The following is a 16,194-nucleotide window of genomic DNA, read 5'->3' on the forward strand; positions in this document are numbered from 1 at the left end:
GCATAGTTACGTTGCGGGTTTTCTTGACAAGCAAAGGAACCCTGCATGCGAATAGCCTCGATTACTGCCGGTGCGGGTGGCATGTATTGCGGTTCGTGCATGAAGGACAATGCATTGGCGATTGCTCTCAATGCCCTGGGTCATGATTGCCTGCTGATTCCATGCTACACACCCATTCGGTTGGATGAGCCGACCGCGAGTAATTCGCCAGTTTTCCTCAGCGGATTGACCATGTTTCTGCAACAGCAGTACGGCTGGGTACGAAACATCCCCCGCTTTGTTGCCCGCTGGCTGTCGTCTCCCTGGCTGCTTCACAAGGTCAGTGGCAGTGCCGTAAAAATCAATGCCAGTGACCTGGCACCCATGACACTGTCAGTGCTCAGAGGCATGGAAGGCAATCAGCGTTCCGAAGTAGCGCGTCTGTGCGACTGGCTGGAACGGGAAGTAAAGCCTGAAGTCATCCTCATGTCAAATGTATTATTATCCGGCATCATGCCTGAATTAAAACGCAGGCTGAATGTACCCATCGTAACGACACTGCAGGGTGACGATATTTTTCTGGAAGAGTTGCCAGTAGAATCCAGGCAGGAAGCGATTGAATTGATTCGTAGCAACTGTGCGTTGGCATCGGGTCATATTGCCACCAGTCGATATTATGCTGACTTCATGGCGGGCTACCTGGGTCTGCCTCGTGAACTGATTCATGTGGTTTACCCAGGCATCGAGATACAGCACTTCCATGCACCAGACGAGCCACGCAAGACGGAGAACAGTGTACTCACCATCGGCTACCTGGCCCGCATTGCTCCGGAGAAGGGGTTTCACGTACTGATCGATGCCTTGTGCAAATTACAGGCAATGCCCCATGTCCCTGCCTGGCGCTTCCAAGCGGCTGGCTATTGCGCCGGGTATCGCAAGGATTATCTCGAAGAGAACCGAAAGAAAGCAGAACAAGCAGGATGGGGCAACCGATTTGACTACATTGGCGAACCGGATCGAATGGATAAAGTCCGCTTTCTCAATCAACTGGATGTCTTCTCGGTGCCAACGACGTATCAGGAACCCAAGGGGCTATATCTGCTCGAGGCCTGGGCGTGCGGCGTGCCGGTGGTGCAACCAGCTCATGGTTCATTTCCCGAATTGATCCAGGCAACTTCAGGCGGAGTGCTGGTGCCTCAGGGCGATACCACGGCGCTGGCTGAGCAGATCGCGTTGCTACTTCGCAATACCGCAGAGCGGCATCGCATGGGGCAAGCGGCCAGACAGGTGGTAAGAAAACAGTTTTCATCCCAGGCGATGGCACAGGCAACTGTTGAGGTGTTGAACCGGGTGGTGGTTCGGGAGAATAGATAAGTTCAGGTCTGATTCGCCCCACGAGTCCACCTTGCGTCATTTTTCCATTCCGTATATGAATTGACGCAGGATTATGGCTTGCCGGTGTCCTCACTCTCATCTTGCCTACTCAAACTGCCTGGTCAGCGTATAATCTCCTAGTGTTATTGAGTTGCATCACAAGCAACTCTGCGTTTGCAAGGGGATCTATAAACCATGTACGAGCGTTTTACCGACCGTGCTCGAAAAGTAATGCAGCTTGCCAATCAGGAAGCCCAGCGCTTCAATCATGAATACATCGGCACCGAACACATCCTGCTCGGACTCGTCAAGGAAGGCTCAGGCGTCGCTGCCAATGTCCTCAAGAACCTCGACGTTGATCTTCGCAAGATTCGCCTGGAAGTCGAAAAGCTAGTCCAGTCCGGCCCCGATATGGTGACGATGGGCAAGCTGCCTCAGACACCACGGGCCAAGAAGGTTATCGAATATGCCATCGAAGAGGCTCGCAACCTCAGCCATAATTATGTAGGCACCGAACACCTGCTGCTCGGCCTGCTTCGTGAAGACGAAGGCGTCGCTGCCCAGGTGCTTCGCAACCTTGGCCTCAAGCTTGAAGACGTCCGTGAAGAAGTGCTTAATCTGCTTGGCCACAACCTCGAAGGCAACGGCGAATCGGGTGAGACCGCTGGCGCCGGCGTTGGCTCAGGCAGTGGTTCGGGAGGCGGATCAGGCAAAGGCAAACAAAGCCGCTCCAAGACCCCGGCACTCGATAGTTTTGGCCGCGACCTGACCGAACTAGCCCGTCAAACCAAACTCGATCCCGTGATCGGTCGCTCAAACGAAATCGAACGTGTTATCCAGGTGCTCAGCCGACGTACCAAGAACAATCCCGTTCTCCTCGGTGAAGCAGGTGTTGGCAAAACGGCCATCGTCGAAGGCCTGGCCCAGATGATCATCGAAGGCAACGTGCCCGAACTGCTGCGTGACCGCCGTATTGTCGTCCTTGACTTGGCCATGATGGTAGCAGGCACCAAGTATCGTGGCCAGTTCGAAGAACGTATCAAAGCCGTCATGAACGAAGTGCGACGTGCCAAGAACACGATTCTCTTTATTGATGAGCTTCACACCCTGGTTGGTGCTGGCGGCGCTGAAGGCGCCATCGATGCCAGCAACGTGCTGAAGCCTGCTTTGGCTCGTGGCGAAATCCAGTGCATCGGCGCTACCACGCTCGATGAGTTCCGCAAATACATCGAAAAGGACGGCGCTCTGGAACGCCGCTTCCAGCAGATCATCGTCAATCCGCCGAGCAAGAAGGAAGCGGTTGAGATTCTGAAAGGTCTCCGCGACCGCTATGAATCACATCACCGCGTGCAGATCACTGACAAGGCTCTGGAAGCTGCAGTTGAACTATCTGATCGGTATATCACAGGCCGCTGCCTGCCCGATAAGGCCATCGATGTGATTGACGAAGCGGGTGCCCGTATTCGCCTGAAGGCGACTACTCGTCCGCCAGATTTGAAGGACATTGATTCCGATATCGAACGGCTCAATGCCGAGAAGGAAGCCGCCGTTGCTGAGCAGGACTTCGAGAAAGCCGCTCAATTGCGCGATCAAGCAGACAAGATCAAGAAGAAGAAGGAACAGATCACCAAGGAATGGCGAGAGAAAGCCAAGGAAGTGGATGGCGTGGTAGATGAGGAAGTCATTGCCGAGGTCGTCAGCAAGATGACCGGCGTGCCTCTCAAACGTCTCAGCGACGAAGAGACCAGCCGTCTCCTCAAGATGGAAGACGAGATCAAAAAGCGAGTTATTTCGCAGAGCGAAGCCATCGAGCGTATCAGTCGCGCGATTCGCCGCAGCCGGTCCGGCATCAAGGATCCTAAGCGTCCCATCGGCACCTTCATCTTCGCTGGCCCTACCGGTGTGGGTAAAACGCTGCTCGCCAAGCGTATCGCCGAGTTCATGTTTGGCAACGAGGAAGCCCTCGTTACCATCGACATGTCCGAATACATGGAAAAGCACAACGTCAGCCGTCTGATCGGCGCTCCGCCAGGCTTCGTCGGTTACGAAGAAGGCGGCCAGCTTACCGAGAAGATTCGCCGACGCCCTTACAGTGTGGTGCTGCTTGATGAAATTGAAAAGGCCCACCCCGATGTCTGGAACATGCTGCTCCAGATCATGGAAGAAGGCCGCCTGACTGACAGCTTTGGCCGAGTCGTTGATTTCAGAAACACCATTCTGATCATGACGACCAATGCCGGTGCTGAGGAAGTCACCAACAAGGCTGTATTCGGTCTGCATAAGAAGGACGAGAACTCTAACTACGAGAAGATGAAGGAAACGCTGAAGTCGGCTCTCGACCGCTACTTCCGCCCTGAGTTCCTGAATCGTCTTGACGATATCATCGTCTTCCGCCAGCTAACCAGGGAAGATCTGCAGAAGATCGTCGATATCGAACTGGAGAAGGTCTATAAGAGGCTGCTGGAAAAGGGCCTGACGCTGACCCTAAGCCCAGAAGCACGCGAGTACCTCATCGAGAAGGGCTTCAACGTCGAGTTCGGTGCCCGGCCTTTGCGTCGTGCCATCGAACATCTTCTTGAAGACCCGCTTTCGGAAGATATCCTCCGCGGAACCTTCCATGGCTACGATATCATTCGTGCCGAACTGGTCTCCGGCGAAGGCGCTTCAACCGAGAAGAAGATTACCTTCGTGCCCAGCAAGAAGGAACCGGTGGAAGTGGAGCCAGCCAGAGAAGAAGTCAAGGAAGACAAGCTGACCGGCGCAAGCAGCGGTTCCAATTAATCTTGAAGCCTGATGCAGGAACAAATAAAAGAGCATGGAGATTATCCTCCATGCTCTTTTTCCCTTTTGCGGAGTGCCACCCACGAATCCGTTCATCTCCATCAACAACCTGACCAAGCGGTTCGATGGTAAAACCATCCTGAACGATGTTTCACTCCGGGTGAAGAAAGGGCAGACCGTTTGCCTGCTGGGCCCTTCAGGCGGGGGTAAGTCGACGCTGCTCCGCTGTGTTAACGGTCTGAATACCTTCGATACTGGCAACATCACTATTGGTACACACCAACTGCAAGCTAATCAGTCGGGTGCACTCGATGCGGTTCGCCGTACAGTCGGCATGGTCTTTCAGGACTTCCGCCTGTTCCCTCATATGACAGCTTTGGAAAATGTGATGGAAGCGCCGTGTCGCGTGCTGAATACTCATGCGAAAGAAGCCCGGCAACGTGCCGAACAACTGCTCAGCGATGTCGGCCTGGCCGATCGCATGCAGCATTGGCCACATCAGCTTTCCGGCGGACAGCAGCAGCGGGTCGCCATCGCCCGGGCTTTGGCCATGAACCCCGAAGCGCTTCTTTGTGATGAAATCACCAGCGCACTCGATCCGGAACGCAAGCACGATGTGCTCGATGTCCTGGAAAAATTACAACACCGTGGACTGACTATTCTGATGGTTACTCACGAAATGGGCTTCGCTCGCAAAGCGGCTGATCATGTAGTCATCCTTGCTGATGGCAAGAACATAGAAGAAGGCTCGCCTGCCGAGGTCATCGACCGCCCGCAACACGAACGGACTAAACAATTCTTCGCTAAAGTGCTAGGGTAACGCAGAAGCCCACGAACTGCAGTTCGTGGGCTTGTTAAAGATAAAAAATGATCAGTTACGATTTTGCCTGTGCTTTCAATAAATCACGAATCTCCGTCAGCAATTCCTGATCCTTAGTCGGCGGCGGCGGTGCAGCAGCCTCTGCTTTCTTGGTTTTCATCACCCAGCCCAGGAATTTCACCACAAACAGGAACAGTGCCAAGGCTACAATCAGGAAACTGATCACGTCACCTATGAACAATCCATACGGGATGGTCTTTTCGCCGATGGTCAAGTCCCACTTTTCATAACTCTTGTCGCCCGGCATCACCAAGCTGATGAGAGGCATCAGCAGGTTTTTGACAAGCGAATCGATGATCTTGCCGAACGCTGCTCCGATCACCACGCCCACAGCCAGGTCGATGACGTTGCCTTTGAACGCAAATGCTTTGAATTCATCAAAGAGAGAAAAGGCTTTGCCGGCTCCACCGGTACCCAGCGATTTGATCTTATCCATCATGGCGTCAACTCCTCATGTGAAATGATGTGGGAGTATAGCCTTGTTGACACGATCAGGTCAATCGCATCACGGATAGAACGGAGCAGGGAAGTGATGGCCCAGTTCCACCACCTGGCGGTGAATATCTTTGCGGATCTTTTCATCATCGGGTGCAGACAGCACAGCCGATATCCAGTCAGCAATGCGTTCCATCTCATGCTGCTGCATGCCCCGTGTCGTGAGGGCAGGGGTGCCAATGCGAATACCTGATGGATCGAGCGGCGGGCGTGGATCATATGGAATCAGGTTCTTATTTACCGTGATGCCTGCATGATCGAGCGACTGCTCAGCAATCTTGCCCGTTACGCCGCCATACGTGGTGACATCGACCAGCATGAGATGGTTGTCGGTGCCGTCAGAAATAATTTTGAAGCCATGCTTCTTCAGCCGTTCACACATGGCCTGGGCATTGGCAATCACCTGCTTGGCATAAGCTGTGAAATCCAGTTGTAGAGCTTCGCCGAACGATACACTCTTGGCAGCAATCACGTGCATCAACGGTCCACCCTGTACACCCGGGAACACCGCGGAGTTGATTTTCTTTTCCCATTCGGGGGTGGTCAGAATCATGCCGCCTCGTGGGCCTCGCAAGGTCTTGTGCGTAGTGGTAGTGACGAAATCAGCGTAAGGCACCGGATCAGGATGCACTTTGGCTGCCACCAGCCCCGCGATGTGGGCCATGTCAACCATCATCAATGCGCCTGCTTCCTTGGCAATGCTCTGAAACTTGGGGAAATCAAAATGCCGTGAATAGGCGCTGGCACCAGCGATGATCAATTTCGGCTGATGTTCCTTTGCCAGCCGGGCCACCTGATCCATATCGATGCGATGCGTCGTCTGATCAACACCATAATGAACCACTTTGAAATATTTGCCGGAGAAGTTGAGCTTCATGCCGTGTGTCAGGTGTCCGCCATGGGCCAAATCGAGCCCCATGATGGTATCGCCAGGCTTCAGTGCTGCCAGGAATACCGCCATGTTTGCCTGAGCACCCGAGTGAGGCTGCACATTCACACACTGGGCACCAAACAGATTCTTCGCACGATCAATCGCGAGTTGTTCTACCTTGTCAACATGCTCGCAGCCGCCGTAGTAACGTTTACCTGGGTAGCCTTCCGCATATTTGTTGGTAAGCACGGTGCCCTGAGCCGCCATCACTGCCGAGGAGGTGTAGTTCTCCGAAGCGATCAGTTCCAGCCCTTCTTGTTGCCGACGCTGCTCGCCTGCAATCGCCTGCCAGACTTCGGGATCGTGCTGCGTGATGGGGTTCATGATACTGTCCTGCTCAAGTGGAGATATCGCGGTGTTACAGAGTGCTCTATCGCATACAATACGAGAGCAAGAAGCGAAGAACAGGAGAAACCGATGAACTGGCAAGGCAGAGTGGTAGCGATCCATATTGGCGAGAAAAGTCAGCCGCTAAAGGCTGTTAATCAGGTGGAAGCCCAGGCAGGTACCGGTTTGGTGGGCGACCGGTACGGTACCGGGGCAGGGACCTTCTCCACCAAAAAAGGCCCTGACCGCGAAATCACACTGATCGAAGAGGAAGCCCTGAAAGCTGTCGGACAAGAATATCAGGTCGAGATAACCTCAGCCGATGCTCGTCGTAATGTCACCACGCAAGGCGTACCGCTCAATCATCTCGTAGGCAAAACCTTCAAGATGGGCAACGTTGTCCTGAAAGGCATCCGCCTGTGCGAACCCTGCGGCCACCTCGAAAAATTGCTGAACAAAGGCGATATCAAAGACATGCTCCGCCATCGCGGCGGCCTCCGTGCCCAAATCCTCGAAAGCGGCACCATCCACCAGGGCGATACTGTCGAACCCCTCTCCTGATTTATCTACTTGCCACTTCTAAGCTGGCTTATGAAGATGAGTGAGAGCAATACATTTAGCCCCCGGCTCTTCAAGCCGGGGGCGTGTTCACGCGAAATCAAAAATCAGGACTCTGAATCATGGCATCAGCAGCAGACGTTAAGCAAATCCTCGAAGCCGGCGAAGGCATTGTCCGCCTCGCTCCCACCTGGGTGCCCCGCTCGTTCCTCACCCCTGGCCGCCGTTTGAAGCTGCATCCCGCTGACATCTACGCCCTCGGCGCCCACCGCGGCGGCATCGACGAACGCTGGTTCTCCAGCACCACTCCCGCCGCCAACGAAGGCGCTCCACCCGACGAAGGCTTGTCCTACATCGTTCAAGATGGCAAACGCCTCTTCACCCTGAAGGAGGCCATCGCCCTCGAAGGCAAACGCTTCATCGGCGAAGCGATGTGGAACAAGTACCAGCGCTGGCCCGTCTACAGCAAGTTCTTCGACAATATGGGCCCGATCCCTCACCACATGCACCAGAACGACGAGCAAGCAGCCCTCGTCGGTCAGCAAGGCAAGCCCGAATCGTACTACTTCCCCCCGCAGATGAACTCCATCGGCAACAACTTCCCCTACACCTTCATGGGCCTGGAGCCAGGCACCACCAAAGAAGACATCCGCCGCTGCCTGGAGAACTGGAACCAGGGCGACAATGGCATCCTCAACTTCAGCAAAGCCTACCGCCTGCAGCCCGGCACCGGCTGGCTCATCCCCCCCTGCGTCCTCCACGCCCCCGGCTCGCTCGTCACCTACGAACCCCAATGGGGCTCCGACGTCTTCGGCATGTACCAAAGCATGGTCGAAGGAAGAGTGGTGCCTTGGAGCCTGTTGGTGAAGGATGTGCCGCCCGCCAAACATAAAGACCTCGACTACCTCGTCGAACAACTCGACTGGGAGAAGAACGTCGATCCCAACTTCAAGAAGAACAACTACCTCGAACCCATCCCCGACGGCGACACAGCTTCAAGTGGCTACGTCGACAAATGGATCGTCTATGGCAAAGTGAACGGCAAAGAACTCTTCAGCGCGAAAGAACTTACCATCAACCCCGGCGTAAGAGTGACTATCAAAGACAATGGCTGCTACGGCCTGGTAGCAGTGCAGGGCAGCGGCCTGATTGGTTCGTTGTCGTTACAAACCCCCGCCATGATCCGCTTCGGCGAACTCACCGAAGACGAAGTCTTCGTCACCGCTGATAGAGCGAAAGCCGGCGTCACCTACTTCAACAACGGCAGCGAACCACTGGTGACGCTACGTTACTATGGGCCGGATGTGAACCCTAACATGCCACGGGGGTAATTAGGGGGATGCATGAACTATCAAGGAAATGCCAACCTTCTCTTTCGTTGGGGAGATACTTTAGAAAGAGCAATCCTGGCTGAAGCAGACTCCGATCCTCAACTCAAGTCTAGTCTGCTTCAAGTAGTTGATGTCTATGCGGATTTATGGGCAAGGCACATATTGCCTAGAAGAAACCCTATAGATCTTACTCGACTAGATAACTTGCATAGTGATTGGACGAGCTTTGCTGCAAGTCACTACACGGCATTTATCAAGTTTCATCTGACATGTTGCAAGGTCCGGACGATTTCTCAATGCGGCACGGATGCTCAACAGGGTTCCATCAATGCGGAATTGTTGCTCGATTTGCATGATGCAATTGCAAGCTTCTGGCAACACTGCGGCGCAGTCATCGACAACCTTGCTCAGTGCTTCGACAATTGTCCTGTCTTCAATTACAAGCCCGGCCAAGGAATGCAAGCAATACGAAGTGATTATCCGCTGTTGGACTTTGCTTATAATCGACGGACGCAGAGCATACACTTTTCAATAGTGCCAATCGGTTTTGATGACGGCATGCTCATCTTCAACAAGAATGACTACGCAACATGTGAAACTTCCTGGATCAGCAAGCCTGCTAACTCGGAGTTGGTTGACAACTACATAGAATCAAAATGGAGCGACATCGTATTTCAACTATTTAGCGTTTGGAAGAGGTTGCAATCGCAACTTCACGATCGTGATAGCAATCCTCCGAAAGCTCCTGAAGAACTATATGATGAAAAGTATAGAATGAACGATTCTTGTATGTTTGTTGGCTCTGGATCAGGCTGGAATATTGTTCAGTCTAACTCAACAAGGCACTCAGGTAATACCAGCGCACCATATTGGGTAAGTGGTACACAAGCCAACCAACCCCATTTTGCAACTTACCACCAATACTATGGTAGTGGAATGCGATAACCTGCACGCCTGGGTGCCATGCCCATCCTCCAGATGGGCATGGGAACTGAGAGCTCAACTCTGACAACGCTCATCCTTCGTAGACCTCATGCCCACCTTTGGGTGGGCATGGCTGGGTGGCACTGCTTTGAACTTCAATTGTCTGCTGTGGCACTGTTTTGTGTACTCACAAAGCAGTGCGAGACCACGCGAAGCCACCGCGTGACTTGCACTGCACTGGGAGTACCCAGTACAGTGCCACGAATCCATTGACGAATTCACTTGCTCTAGCAAATCACTTTGCTACCCTCGTGCCATGTTACCCCGACCACTTCAAAACCATGAAGCACTTCGAGATCGAGGGGCACGCCCACTTCCTCACCTTCTCGAACTATCGTCGCATCCCCATGCTCAGCAAAGAACGAACCTGCCACTGGTTCGTGGATGCCGTCGCCAAAGCTCGTGTCGAACAGGAGTTCGATGTATGGGCATGGGTTATCATGCCAGATCATGCCCATATGCTTATTTGGCCTCGTCGCCCCAAGTACAAAATGGGCCCTATCCTGCAAGCCATCAAGCAACCCATTGCCATTCGCGCGATCGGCCACCTGCGTCGTCATGCACCGAAGTTCCTGAACAAGCTGCGTGTCGTCAACAAGAATCGCACCTACCACCGCTTCTGGCAACCGGGCGGCGGCTTCGATGGCAATCAAGTAGAACCCGCAGCCATCCACGAGATCATCGAGTACATCCACAACAATCCCGTACGTGCCGGGTTGGTAGAAAAAGCGATCGACTGGAAGTACTCCAGCGCCCGTGATTGGGCCGGGTTCCCGAACGTGATTCTGCCCGTGGATCGCACCGTGCCCACCTGGCTCAACGGGAGATAATGATGTGGCACTGTTTTGTGTACTCACAAAGCAGTGTAAGACCACGCGATACCTTCGCGCGATCTTCACTGCACTCGGAGTACCGAGTACAGTGCCACGAACTGTGGCCGTGTTGCGTGTATCCGCAGAACAATCCTTTACTATTTTACCAACCGCCTTGCTCGAAAATCCTTAGCAGCTACCTCAGTGGCGCCCGCTATCCCATTGGCTCGGGTTTGTGTTTTCCCTGAAGTCCTAGTTGATCCGGGGGATGAAGAACTGAGCGACCAGTTCGTGGATCGACTTGGCATGCCACGGAGGTGCCCCACTTCGTGGGTAGCCGTATCGCCCATATTCTTTGATCGCGGAGGAGCTTTACGGTCATCAGCAGCCAGGCAACTGACAGAGAAAACGCAAACAGACAGGGTGAAAATGAACTGACGCATGGGATCTACTCGCTTTCATTGGGTATGAACTTGATTGAACCGTTGTGGTTCTTTCGAGAGCAGGTATCCACGCAAATGAATAGTCTTTCAAAGAAATTGATGTATGTGATCTGACGCTGCCAGGGGATAGCACTACTGGCTACTGTCCAAGATCGCTCCGGACTTTACTTTCGTTCCACATTTCCTGAAAGATCGTCTCGCACAGCGGATACCTGATGTAGAAGGAACTGATGTATCGGTTCCTCAGAACACCAATACGGGAGATACCCATGAACCTGCTCAAGTCGATCCTTACTGGTTTCGTACTCATGTCGCTAACCTCACTGGCTGTAGCCGATGGCCACCGGAAACATCTGACCAGCCGCAAGCCCACCATCCAGCGGCCAGCCGCGGGCCGCACCGAATCGGTGGATAAGAATGAAAGCTTGATGCTCAGAAAACGTCAGGACAAGGCCACGCCACTCAAACAGACAGGACAGCAGGCCAAGACGTCTCCCACCAGTCTGAAACCTCCCTCCAGCACCAAGCCAGCTTCAGGTATTATTGCGATACTCATCGGCCTATAAATAACCTCTTATTGCTTAACAAAACTGTAAACTGTGAAATCATCTGAAACAAGAATCACTTCAACCTTGAATAAATATGTAACGTGCCAGGGAGGTGAATGTCACTCATTCACCTCCGTACGGGGTCTACAACGGTCGCAAGTACTCCACGGAAAAGTCGACTACGAAAATTCCGTGGCACAACAATATTACTGATATTGTTGGTTCTTGTTGAATCTCGTCACAAACCGCATCTCCATCGGTATGGGGTTTGCCCGAACTGAAACGAGGTGCTCTATGCATACCACAACTGAACCGTTACTGGTGAACTCTATGACCCCGAGTCTGAGGTTTTATCAGAATATTTTGATGTGTATCTTTCTGTTTCTTTCGCTGATCTGTTTCGCGGGCTGGCTCTTCTGGTGCACTACGACAGATGACATCGAGTTCTCCCGGTTCATGGCATGGTTCTTCCTTGGAATGACCCTTGTTCAATTCTTGATGAGGCTGAGTTACAACGTCTCTTTCCTGATTGATGGCCACGGGCAGCGGGTAACACGCATCCGCCGACTCATGGGTTGGAAATGGACACGCGAGTTTCCGGCAGCCAACTACACCGCGGTGCAAATCTATTACGTTGAAGGCAGCGATCTCGATGGGTACTGTCTTCAACTCATCGGGAAAGAGCGACTACGACTGGTCTATACTCCCACCGAAGATGGATTGGTAGAACTGGCAGAGAAAATTGCAGCCATGTTGAAGTTGCCGTATCAACAGGACCATGGAGAACAGAATCAACTCTCAACCCGTTGTCAGGGAGATTCATGAGAATTCCGTGCTAAGTGTAATCGTCGCGAGTCTTCGTGGGATAATAGGAGTACGCCTTCGCCAGGGCATAACTACTGCAGTAAGTGGTCATGGTTATTTGCCTCTAACATCAATCAAGAATTCCTGAAAGATTCCAACTTCAATCTCCATTTCTTACTGTAGATGCAGTGCTGGGCCAACGCCAGCTGTGCCTAAATGTATCAGCAAGCTATCGAGAGGTTTTCATGAGTAATGCAACTGTTGTGCCCTCGAAGACGATACAACAGATCGCACATTTTCTGCAGACCGGGCCCATCCTGCAGAACTTCAACTTTCCCCGGTTGTGCTGGCCCAATGTTGCAGGCTATAAGCCGCGTGATTATGCGGAGATTGGCTCACTGATTGCCCAGGGGAAGATCCCCGTTGTGTTGAATGAAGGTGCAATTGACGGGGCCGCTGCGTTTTACCAACTGAAGGCCAACTGTCTGAACCTGACTGCAGCCACAGCTCCGTTGAACACGCCGCAACACTGGTCCACCATCGTGCATGAAGCAACTCATGCGATCCAGGATATGAAAAAATGGAAGTTAACCTTAGCAGAAATGGAAGCTGACGCCCATTTCGCCCAGGCTCTGTTTCTGCACTACAAGGGCAGCCAACTGAGTAGCGGGTACATGCAGAGCTTCGCTCTAGCCGCGAAGGATTTCGCCAAGGGAGATATAAGGGAATTCAAGAAGCGTACCAGCGCGATGATTGCCGATGTTGGTACTAAGTACAATGGAAAAGCCGGGTATGATAAACTCTTCATCAAGAGCCGCAACGATGGTATTTAACACCTGTTGCTGGGTAACTGTGGGTTACTGAACTATCTACTGTAGAGATGATGTCTTCCGCGTATCAATGGTGGATTGCGGGGAAAGAATATGAGTAGTGTACCTTGCAGAAATTGAACTAATTACAGACGGAGAAACTTCCCTACAGTCTCTTAAGCCTATTACAATCTCAGCCTTGCATACAATAAGAATATCTTTTAGGCTAAAGACATGAGTACATCACCCACAGCCGGAAATCGGCTCGCCGTTTCTGCTGCGCCTCCCAAATTTCCCAAAGACAGCGATTTTCAATCGGTACTCGTTCGCAGAGTACAGGATTACTTTTCCAGCACGGGCAGGTATCAGCGTGACTGCCCGCGAATGTATCTCAAGACAGCAATCATCCTGGCGACGTTTTTCAGTTCGTATATACTACTCGTCTTTTTTGCTACCAGTTGGTATTTCGTGTTGCCTTTGGCGATTATTCTGAGCCTGGCTGTTGCTGCCATCGGCTTCAACATTCAGCATGATGCTGGCCATCATGCCTATTCCAATTACGCGTGGATTAACAAAATCATGTCATGGACCATGGATATGGTGGGCGGCAGTTCTTACATGTGGCATTGGAAACACGGGGTGTTCCACCACACCTACACCAATATCTCCGGTCATGATACCGATATCGAACTTGGGTTTCTCGGCAGGCTGTCTCCTCATCAGAAACGTTACAGCTTTCATCGCTGGCAGCAGTACTACCTCTGGCCTCTTTACGGATTTGTCGTATTCAAGTGGCATCTTTTCGACGATTTTCAGTCTTATATCACTGGTAAGATTGGCGAGAATCGTATTCCACGACCAAAGGGCGGGGATCTGCTCGTTTTTATTATCGGCAAGTTGGTCTTCTTCTCGCTCGCCTTCATTATCCCCATGTTCTTCTGCACATGGTGGATGGTTCTTCTCTTTTACGGACTGGTGATCGGCATTACAGGGATAATTCTGAGCGTGGTATTCCAGTTAGCTCATTGCGATGAGAAAGCGGAATTTCCATTGCCTGCAGGCGATACCGGTCGGATGGAAAATGCATGGGCAGTGCATCAGGTCTCTACCACTGTTGATTTCGCCCAGCGAAGCCGGGTCCTGACCTGGCTGCTTGGCGGACTGAATTATCAGATTGAACATCATCTTTTTCCGAGAATCTGTCACACCAATTACCCGGCAATCTCCCGGATTGTGCAACAAGTCTGCCAGGAGTTTGGTTTGCGTTATAACGTGCATACTACCTTCTGGGGCGCCATGGTCGCGCATTACCACTGGCTCCGACAAATGGGCCGTCCGCAGTTGGCTTTGGCTTCGTAATTACATGGGGGTTGGAAAAACTGCATTCAATTCTCTACAGGTACCTTGGTCAAGTATCATGGTCCTGCGGCTGTTCGCTATTAGCGAACCGATTCATCCTTCTCAATTCACCACGTTGGTCGCCATCAGGTAGTAGTTGCCACTGGAAGAAGCATCGTGGCTTCCTCCACTGGGGCATTTACCTTTAGCTGGATTGCCCGCCCAGAACATGCCTTCGCACCGCTTGCACCAGCGCCAGTTGCCTTCGCCCGCTCCGGTATCCTGTGCCATGAAGTAAATGTTTTTGTCGTGAAAGTCGTGCCCGGCAGGACTACCCGGACACTTGCCCAGAGACATGCCGCCGCCAAACCATAATCCCTGGCAGGTTTTGCACCACTTCCAATTGCGCTGCCCACTTCCTGCATTGATAGCCAGGATGTAGTTTCGTACACCGCCAGCGGTGTGTCCGCCTCCGGCTGGGCATTTGCCTTTGTTACCATCGCCATTCCAGAATAATCCTTCACAGCGATTGCACCATCTCCAATTCACTTCGCCACATAAAGCTGGTGGAACCTTGCGCGTATACCCTGTATCGATGAAGAAACCATACCAGTATTCGTGAGAAATAGAATGTTTCCAACGCTGAAAAGTTGAGGAAACCTGCATCAGTTTCAATTTCGAAATTTCATCTGGGAAATTCGGATCATACATCCAGATTTCAGGCGACGGGCCATCAGGCAGACAGGCGATGGCAATCACATGGTGCCCCTTGGCGATGCCAGTCAGGCAGATGATCGTCGGCCCCTGCATCGTCATCAGGTTATCTAGTTCTTTGATTCGCGGAATGCTCTCCTTTACCAAGGTGGGAAAGGGCGTCGTGTAGGCTCCCGCAAACTTGTAGAGGGTATTGGCATGGGCGGTCATCTGCCTGTCATAGATGTAACTATGCAGATTGGTTTCTTCAGCCGGTGGAATGGTATCAACAGGAATCGACATGCCGTAATGAAAGTAATCCATCACGGCATAGGACATACCGCCACACAGCGCTTTGCTGGAAATCGGGCCGAACGACCAGGTGATATCGTTATTGGAAAAGTGAAAACCATGCTTTTCGGGATAAAGTTGTGTCAGGATCATGACGGACTTTCCATCAATGGATTAATGTCAGGGAATCAGCTTTCAGAAAGCTGTTACCCGCCTAGCACGATCCATTCACAAAAAGGCCGGGAAATTGGATATTATCTATGACGCTGTGAATAAGCCAAAATGGTACACTGGATTACAGCCATAGGTGTGTATCATGCAGCCAGCAAAGCCGATTTATGTTCTTGAAGATCTCGGTCAGCAGTTGCTGTGTCGTATTGACTTGGCCAACTTGATCATGCAGGATTTTTGTGCCAGACATGTCGATCTGTTACTGAACCAAAAACCGAATCGATATCTTGTGAATTGTCACGAGATTGATAACTTGATGAGCGCTCAGCTTGGCCGATTGATCTGGGTCAACAAGATGGTCAAGGTAGTTGGTGGACAGTTGGAATTGTTTAGAGTAAACGAGGACCTAATGCAATTGCTCATGACGACGGGATTGCAACGACAATTACTCATCCATCTCGAAGGAGATGATGATGATTCCACTGGCCTCAATGGTTCATCAGTGCCGAGAGGTCCTCGCAATGGGCCGAGATATCTCAGTGAGAAACGCCGATTATTCTCAAAAGTTGACGATGAGCAAGAGTATTATTCGTCTAGTCAGAATAAAGATAGAAGTGAATAGGAGTTCGATCTGTACTATTTGCA

Annotated in this window: 16 protein-coding genes; 12 read left to right on the plus strand and 4 right to left on the minus strand. The window is 52.0% G+C overall.

Going from position 1 to position 16,194, the window contains the following annotated elements:
• Nucleotides 1–45: 45 nt before the first annotated feature.
• The 3 genes from JNJ77_12395 (at nt 46) to JNJ77_12405 (ending at nt 4,954) form a co-directional block, all read left to right on the plus strand.
• A complete protein-coding gene (locus tag JNJ77_12395) occupies nt 46–1,353 on the plus strand; it encodes a glycosyltransferase family 4 protein (protein MBL8823383.1) in 1,308 nt (435 codons plus the stop codon).
• A 195-nt stretch (nt 1,354–1,548) separates the two neighbouring features.
• Nucleotides 1,549–4,134 (plus strand): ATP-dependent Clp protease ATP-binding subunit, encoded by a 2,586-nt coding sequence (locus tag JNJ77_12400; GenBank protein MBL8823384.1) that lies wholly within the window; start codon nt 1,549–1,551, stop codon nt 4,132–4,134.
• A gap of 34 nt (nt 4,135–4,168) precedes the next feature.
• The gene (locus JNJ77_12405) at nt 4,169–4,954 is read left to right on the plus strand and encodes an amino acid ABC transporter ATP-binding protein (protein ID MBL8823385.1); all 786 of its coding nucleotides are present in this window, start codon (nt 4,169–4,171) and stop codon (nt 4,952–4,954) included.
• Nucleotides 4,955–5,009: 55 nt separating this feature from the next.
• On the opposite strand, the gene mscL is transcribed toward JNJ77_12405, so the two are convergent.
• Both mscL and JNJ77_12415 read right to left on the minus strand, forming a co-directional pair.
• Entirely contained in the window at nt 5,010–5,450 is a 441-nt protein-coding gene (gene mscL, locus JNJ77_12410) for a large conductance mechanosensitive channel protein MscL (GenBank protein MBL8823386.1), read from the minus strand.
• A gap of 69 nt (nt 5,451–5,519) precedes the next feature.
• Complete coding sequence (locus JNJ77_12415; GenBank protein ID MBL8823387.1) at nt 5,520–6,764, minus strand: serine hydroxymethyltransferase; 1,245 nt, start codon at nt 6,762–6,764, stop codon at nt 5,520–5,522.
• A gap of 93 nt (nt 6,765–6,857) precedes the next feature.
• Between JNJ77_12415 and JNJ77_12420 the strand changes: the two genes are divergently transcribed.
• The 4 genes from JNJ77_12420 (at nt 6,858) to JNJ77_12435 (ending at nt 10,470) form a co-directional block, all read left to right on the plus strand.
• Nucleotides 6,858–7,328 (plus strand): MOSC domain-containing protein, encoded by a 471-nt coding sequence (locus JNJ77_12420; GenBank protein MBL8823388.1) that lies wholly within the window; start codon nt 6,858–6,860, stop codon nt 7,326–7,328.
• A gap of 119 nt (nt 7,329–7,447) precedes the next feature.
• Entirely contained in the window at nt 7,448–8,656 is a 1,209-nt protein-coding gene (locus tag JNJ77_12425) for a hypothetical protein (protein MBL8823389.1), read from the plus strand.
• Between the two features lie 12 nt (nt 8,657–8,668).
• Nucleotides 8,669–9,601 (plus strand): hypothetical protein, encoded by a 933-nt coding sequence (locus JNJ77_12430; protein MBL8823390.1) that lies wholly within the window; start codon nt 8,669–8,671, stop codon nt 9,599–9,601.
• Nucleotides 9,602–9,921: 320 nt separating this feature from the next.
• Nucleotides 9,922–10,470 (plus strand): transposase, encoded by a 549-nt coding sequence (locus JNJ77_12435; GenBank protein MBL8823391.1) that lies wholly within the window; start codon nt 9,922–9,924, stop codon nt 10,468–10,470.
• A 140-nt stretch (nt 10,471–10,610) separates the two neighbouring features.
• On the opposite strand, the gene JNJ77_12440 is transcribed toward JNJ77_12435, so the two are convergent.
• Complete coding sequence (locus JNJ77_12440) at nt 10,611–10,895, minus strand: hypothetical protein (GenBank protein ID MBL8823392.1); 285 nt, start codon at nt 10,893–10,895, stop codon at nt 10,611–10,613.
• Nucleotides 10,896–11,164: 269 nt separating this feature from the next.
• Between JNJ77_12440 and JNJ77_12445 the strand changes: the two genes are divergently transcribed.
• The 4 genes from JNJ77_12445 (at nt 11,165) to JNJ77_12460 (ending at nt 14,415) form a co-directional block, all read left to right on the plus strand.
• Nucleotides 11,165–11,461, plus strand: a complete 297-nt coding sequence (locus JNJ77_12445; protein ID MBL8823393.1) for a hypothetical protein — start codon at nt 11,165–11,167, stop codon at nt 11,459–11,461.
• A 348-nt stretch (nt 11,462–11,809) separates the two neighbouring features.
• Nucleotides 11,810–12,268 (plus strand): hypothetical protein, encoded by a 459-nt coding sequence (locus JNJ77_12450; GenBank protein MBL8823394.1) that lies wholly within the window; start codon nt 11,810–11,812, stop codon nt 12,266–12,268.
• Between the two features lie 224 nt (nt 12,269–12,492).
• Nucleotides 12,493–13,080 carry a hypothetical protein gene (locus JNJ77_12455; GenBank protein MBL8823395.1) on the plus strand — a complete coding sequence of 196 codons (588 nt, stop codon included), beginning with the start codon at nt 12,493–12,495 and terminating at the stop codon, nt 13,078–13,080.
• Between the two features lie 210 nt (nt 13,081–13,290).
• Nucleotides 13,291–14,415: an acyl-CoA desaturase gene (locus JNJ77_12460; protein ID MBL8823396.1), complete on the plus strand. Its 1,125-nt coding sequence runs from the start codon at nt 13,291–13,293 to the stop codon at nt 14,413–14,415.
• A gap of 102 nt (nt 14,416–14,517) precedes the next feature.
• Here JNJ77_12460 and JNJ77_12465 read toward each other — a convergent pair whose 3' ends face one another.
• Nucleotides 14,518–15,531, minus strand: coding sequence for a hypothetical protein (locus JNJ77_12465; protein MBL8823397.1), 1,014 nt, complete (start codon nt 15,529–15,531; stop codon nt 14,518–14,520).
• 163 nt (nt 15,532–15,694) lie between these two features.
• Here JNJ77_12465 and JNJ77_12470 point away from each other — a divergent pair, with 163 nt between their 5' ends.
• Complete coding sequence (locus tag JNJ77_12470; protein ID MBL8823398.1) at nt 15,695–16,171, plus strand: hypothetical protein; 477 nt, start codon at nt 15,695–15,697, stop codon at nt 16,169–16,171.
• Nucleotides 16,172–16,194 lie beyond the last annotated feature (23 nt).

This window comes from Planctomycetia bacterium (genome assembly GCA_016795155.1).
Taxonomy (GTDB): Bacteria; Planctomycetota; Planctomycetia; order Gemmatales; family HRBIN36; genus JAEUIE01.

Coding starts and splice junctions, on each gene's coding strand:
- JNJ77_12420 (MBL8823388.1), top strand. CDS start 6,858: ATGAACTGGCAAGGCAGAGTGGTAGCGATCCATATTGGCGAGAAAAGT.
- JNJ77_12450 (MBL8823394.1), top strand. CDS start 11,810: ATGTGTATCTTTCTGTTTCTTTCGCTGATCTGTTTCGCGGGCTGGCTC.
- JNJ77_12440 (MBL8823392.1), bottom strand. CDS start 10,895: ATGCGTCAGTTCATTTTCACCCTGTCTGTTTGCGTTTTCTCTGTCAGT.
- JNJ77_12395 (MBL8823383.1), top strand. CDS start 46: ATGCGAATAGCCTCGATTACTGCCGGTGCGGGTGGCATGTATTGCGGT.
- JNJ77_12405 (MBL8823385.1), top strand. CDS start 4,169: ATGGAGATTATCCTCCATGCTCTTTTTCCCTTTTGCGGAGTGCCACCC.
- JNJ77_12445 (MBL8823393.1), top strand. CDS start 11,165: ATGAACCTGCTCAAGTCGATCCTTACTGGTTTCGTACTCATGTCGCTA.
- mscL (MBL8823386.1), bottom strand. CDS start 5,450: ATGGATAAGATCAAATCGCTGGGTACCGGTGGAGCCGGCAAAGCCTTT.
- JNJ77_12400 (MBL8823384.1), top strand. CDS start 1,549: ATGTACGAGCGTTTTACCGACCGTGCTCGAAAAGTAATGCAGCTTGCC.
- JNJ77_12415 (MBL8823387.1), bottom strand. CDS start 6,764: ATGAACCCCATCACGCAGCACGATCCCGAAGTCTGGCAGGCGATTGCA.
- JNJ77_12455 (MBL8823395.1), top strand. CDS start 12,493: ATGAGTAATGCAACTGTTGTGCCCTCGAAGACGATACAACAGATCGCA.
- JNJ77_12465 (MBL8823397.1), bottom strand. CDS start 15,531: ATGATCCTGACACAACTTTATCCCGAAAAGCATGGTTTTCACTTTTCC.
- JNJ77_12430 (MBL8823390.1), top strand. CDS start 8,669: ATGAACTATCAAGGAAATGCCAACCTTCTCTTTCGTTGGGGAGATACT.
- JNJ77_12470 (MBL8823398.1), top strand. CDS start 15,695: ATGCAGCCAGCAAAGCCGATTTATGTTCTTGAAGATCTCGGTCAGCAG.
- JNJ77_12435 (MBL8823391.1), top strand. CDS start 9,922: ATGAAGCACTTCGAGATCGAGGGGCACGCCCACTTCCTCACCTTCTCG.
- JNJ77_12425 (MBL8823389.1), top strand. CDS start 7,448: ATGGCATCAGCAGCAGACGTTAAGCAAATCCTCGAAGCCGGCGAAGGC.
- JNJ77_12460 (MBL8823396.1), top strand. CDS start 13,291: ATGAGTACATCACCCACAGCCGGAAATCGGCTCGCCGTTTCTGCTGCG.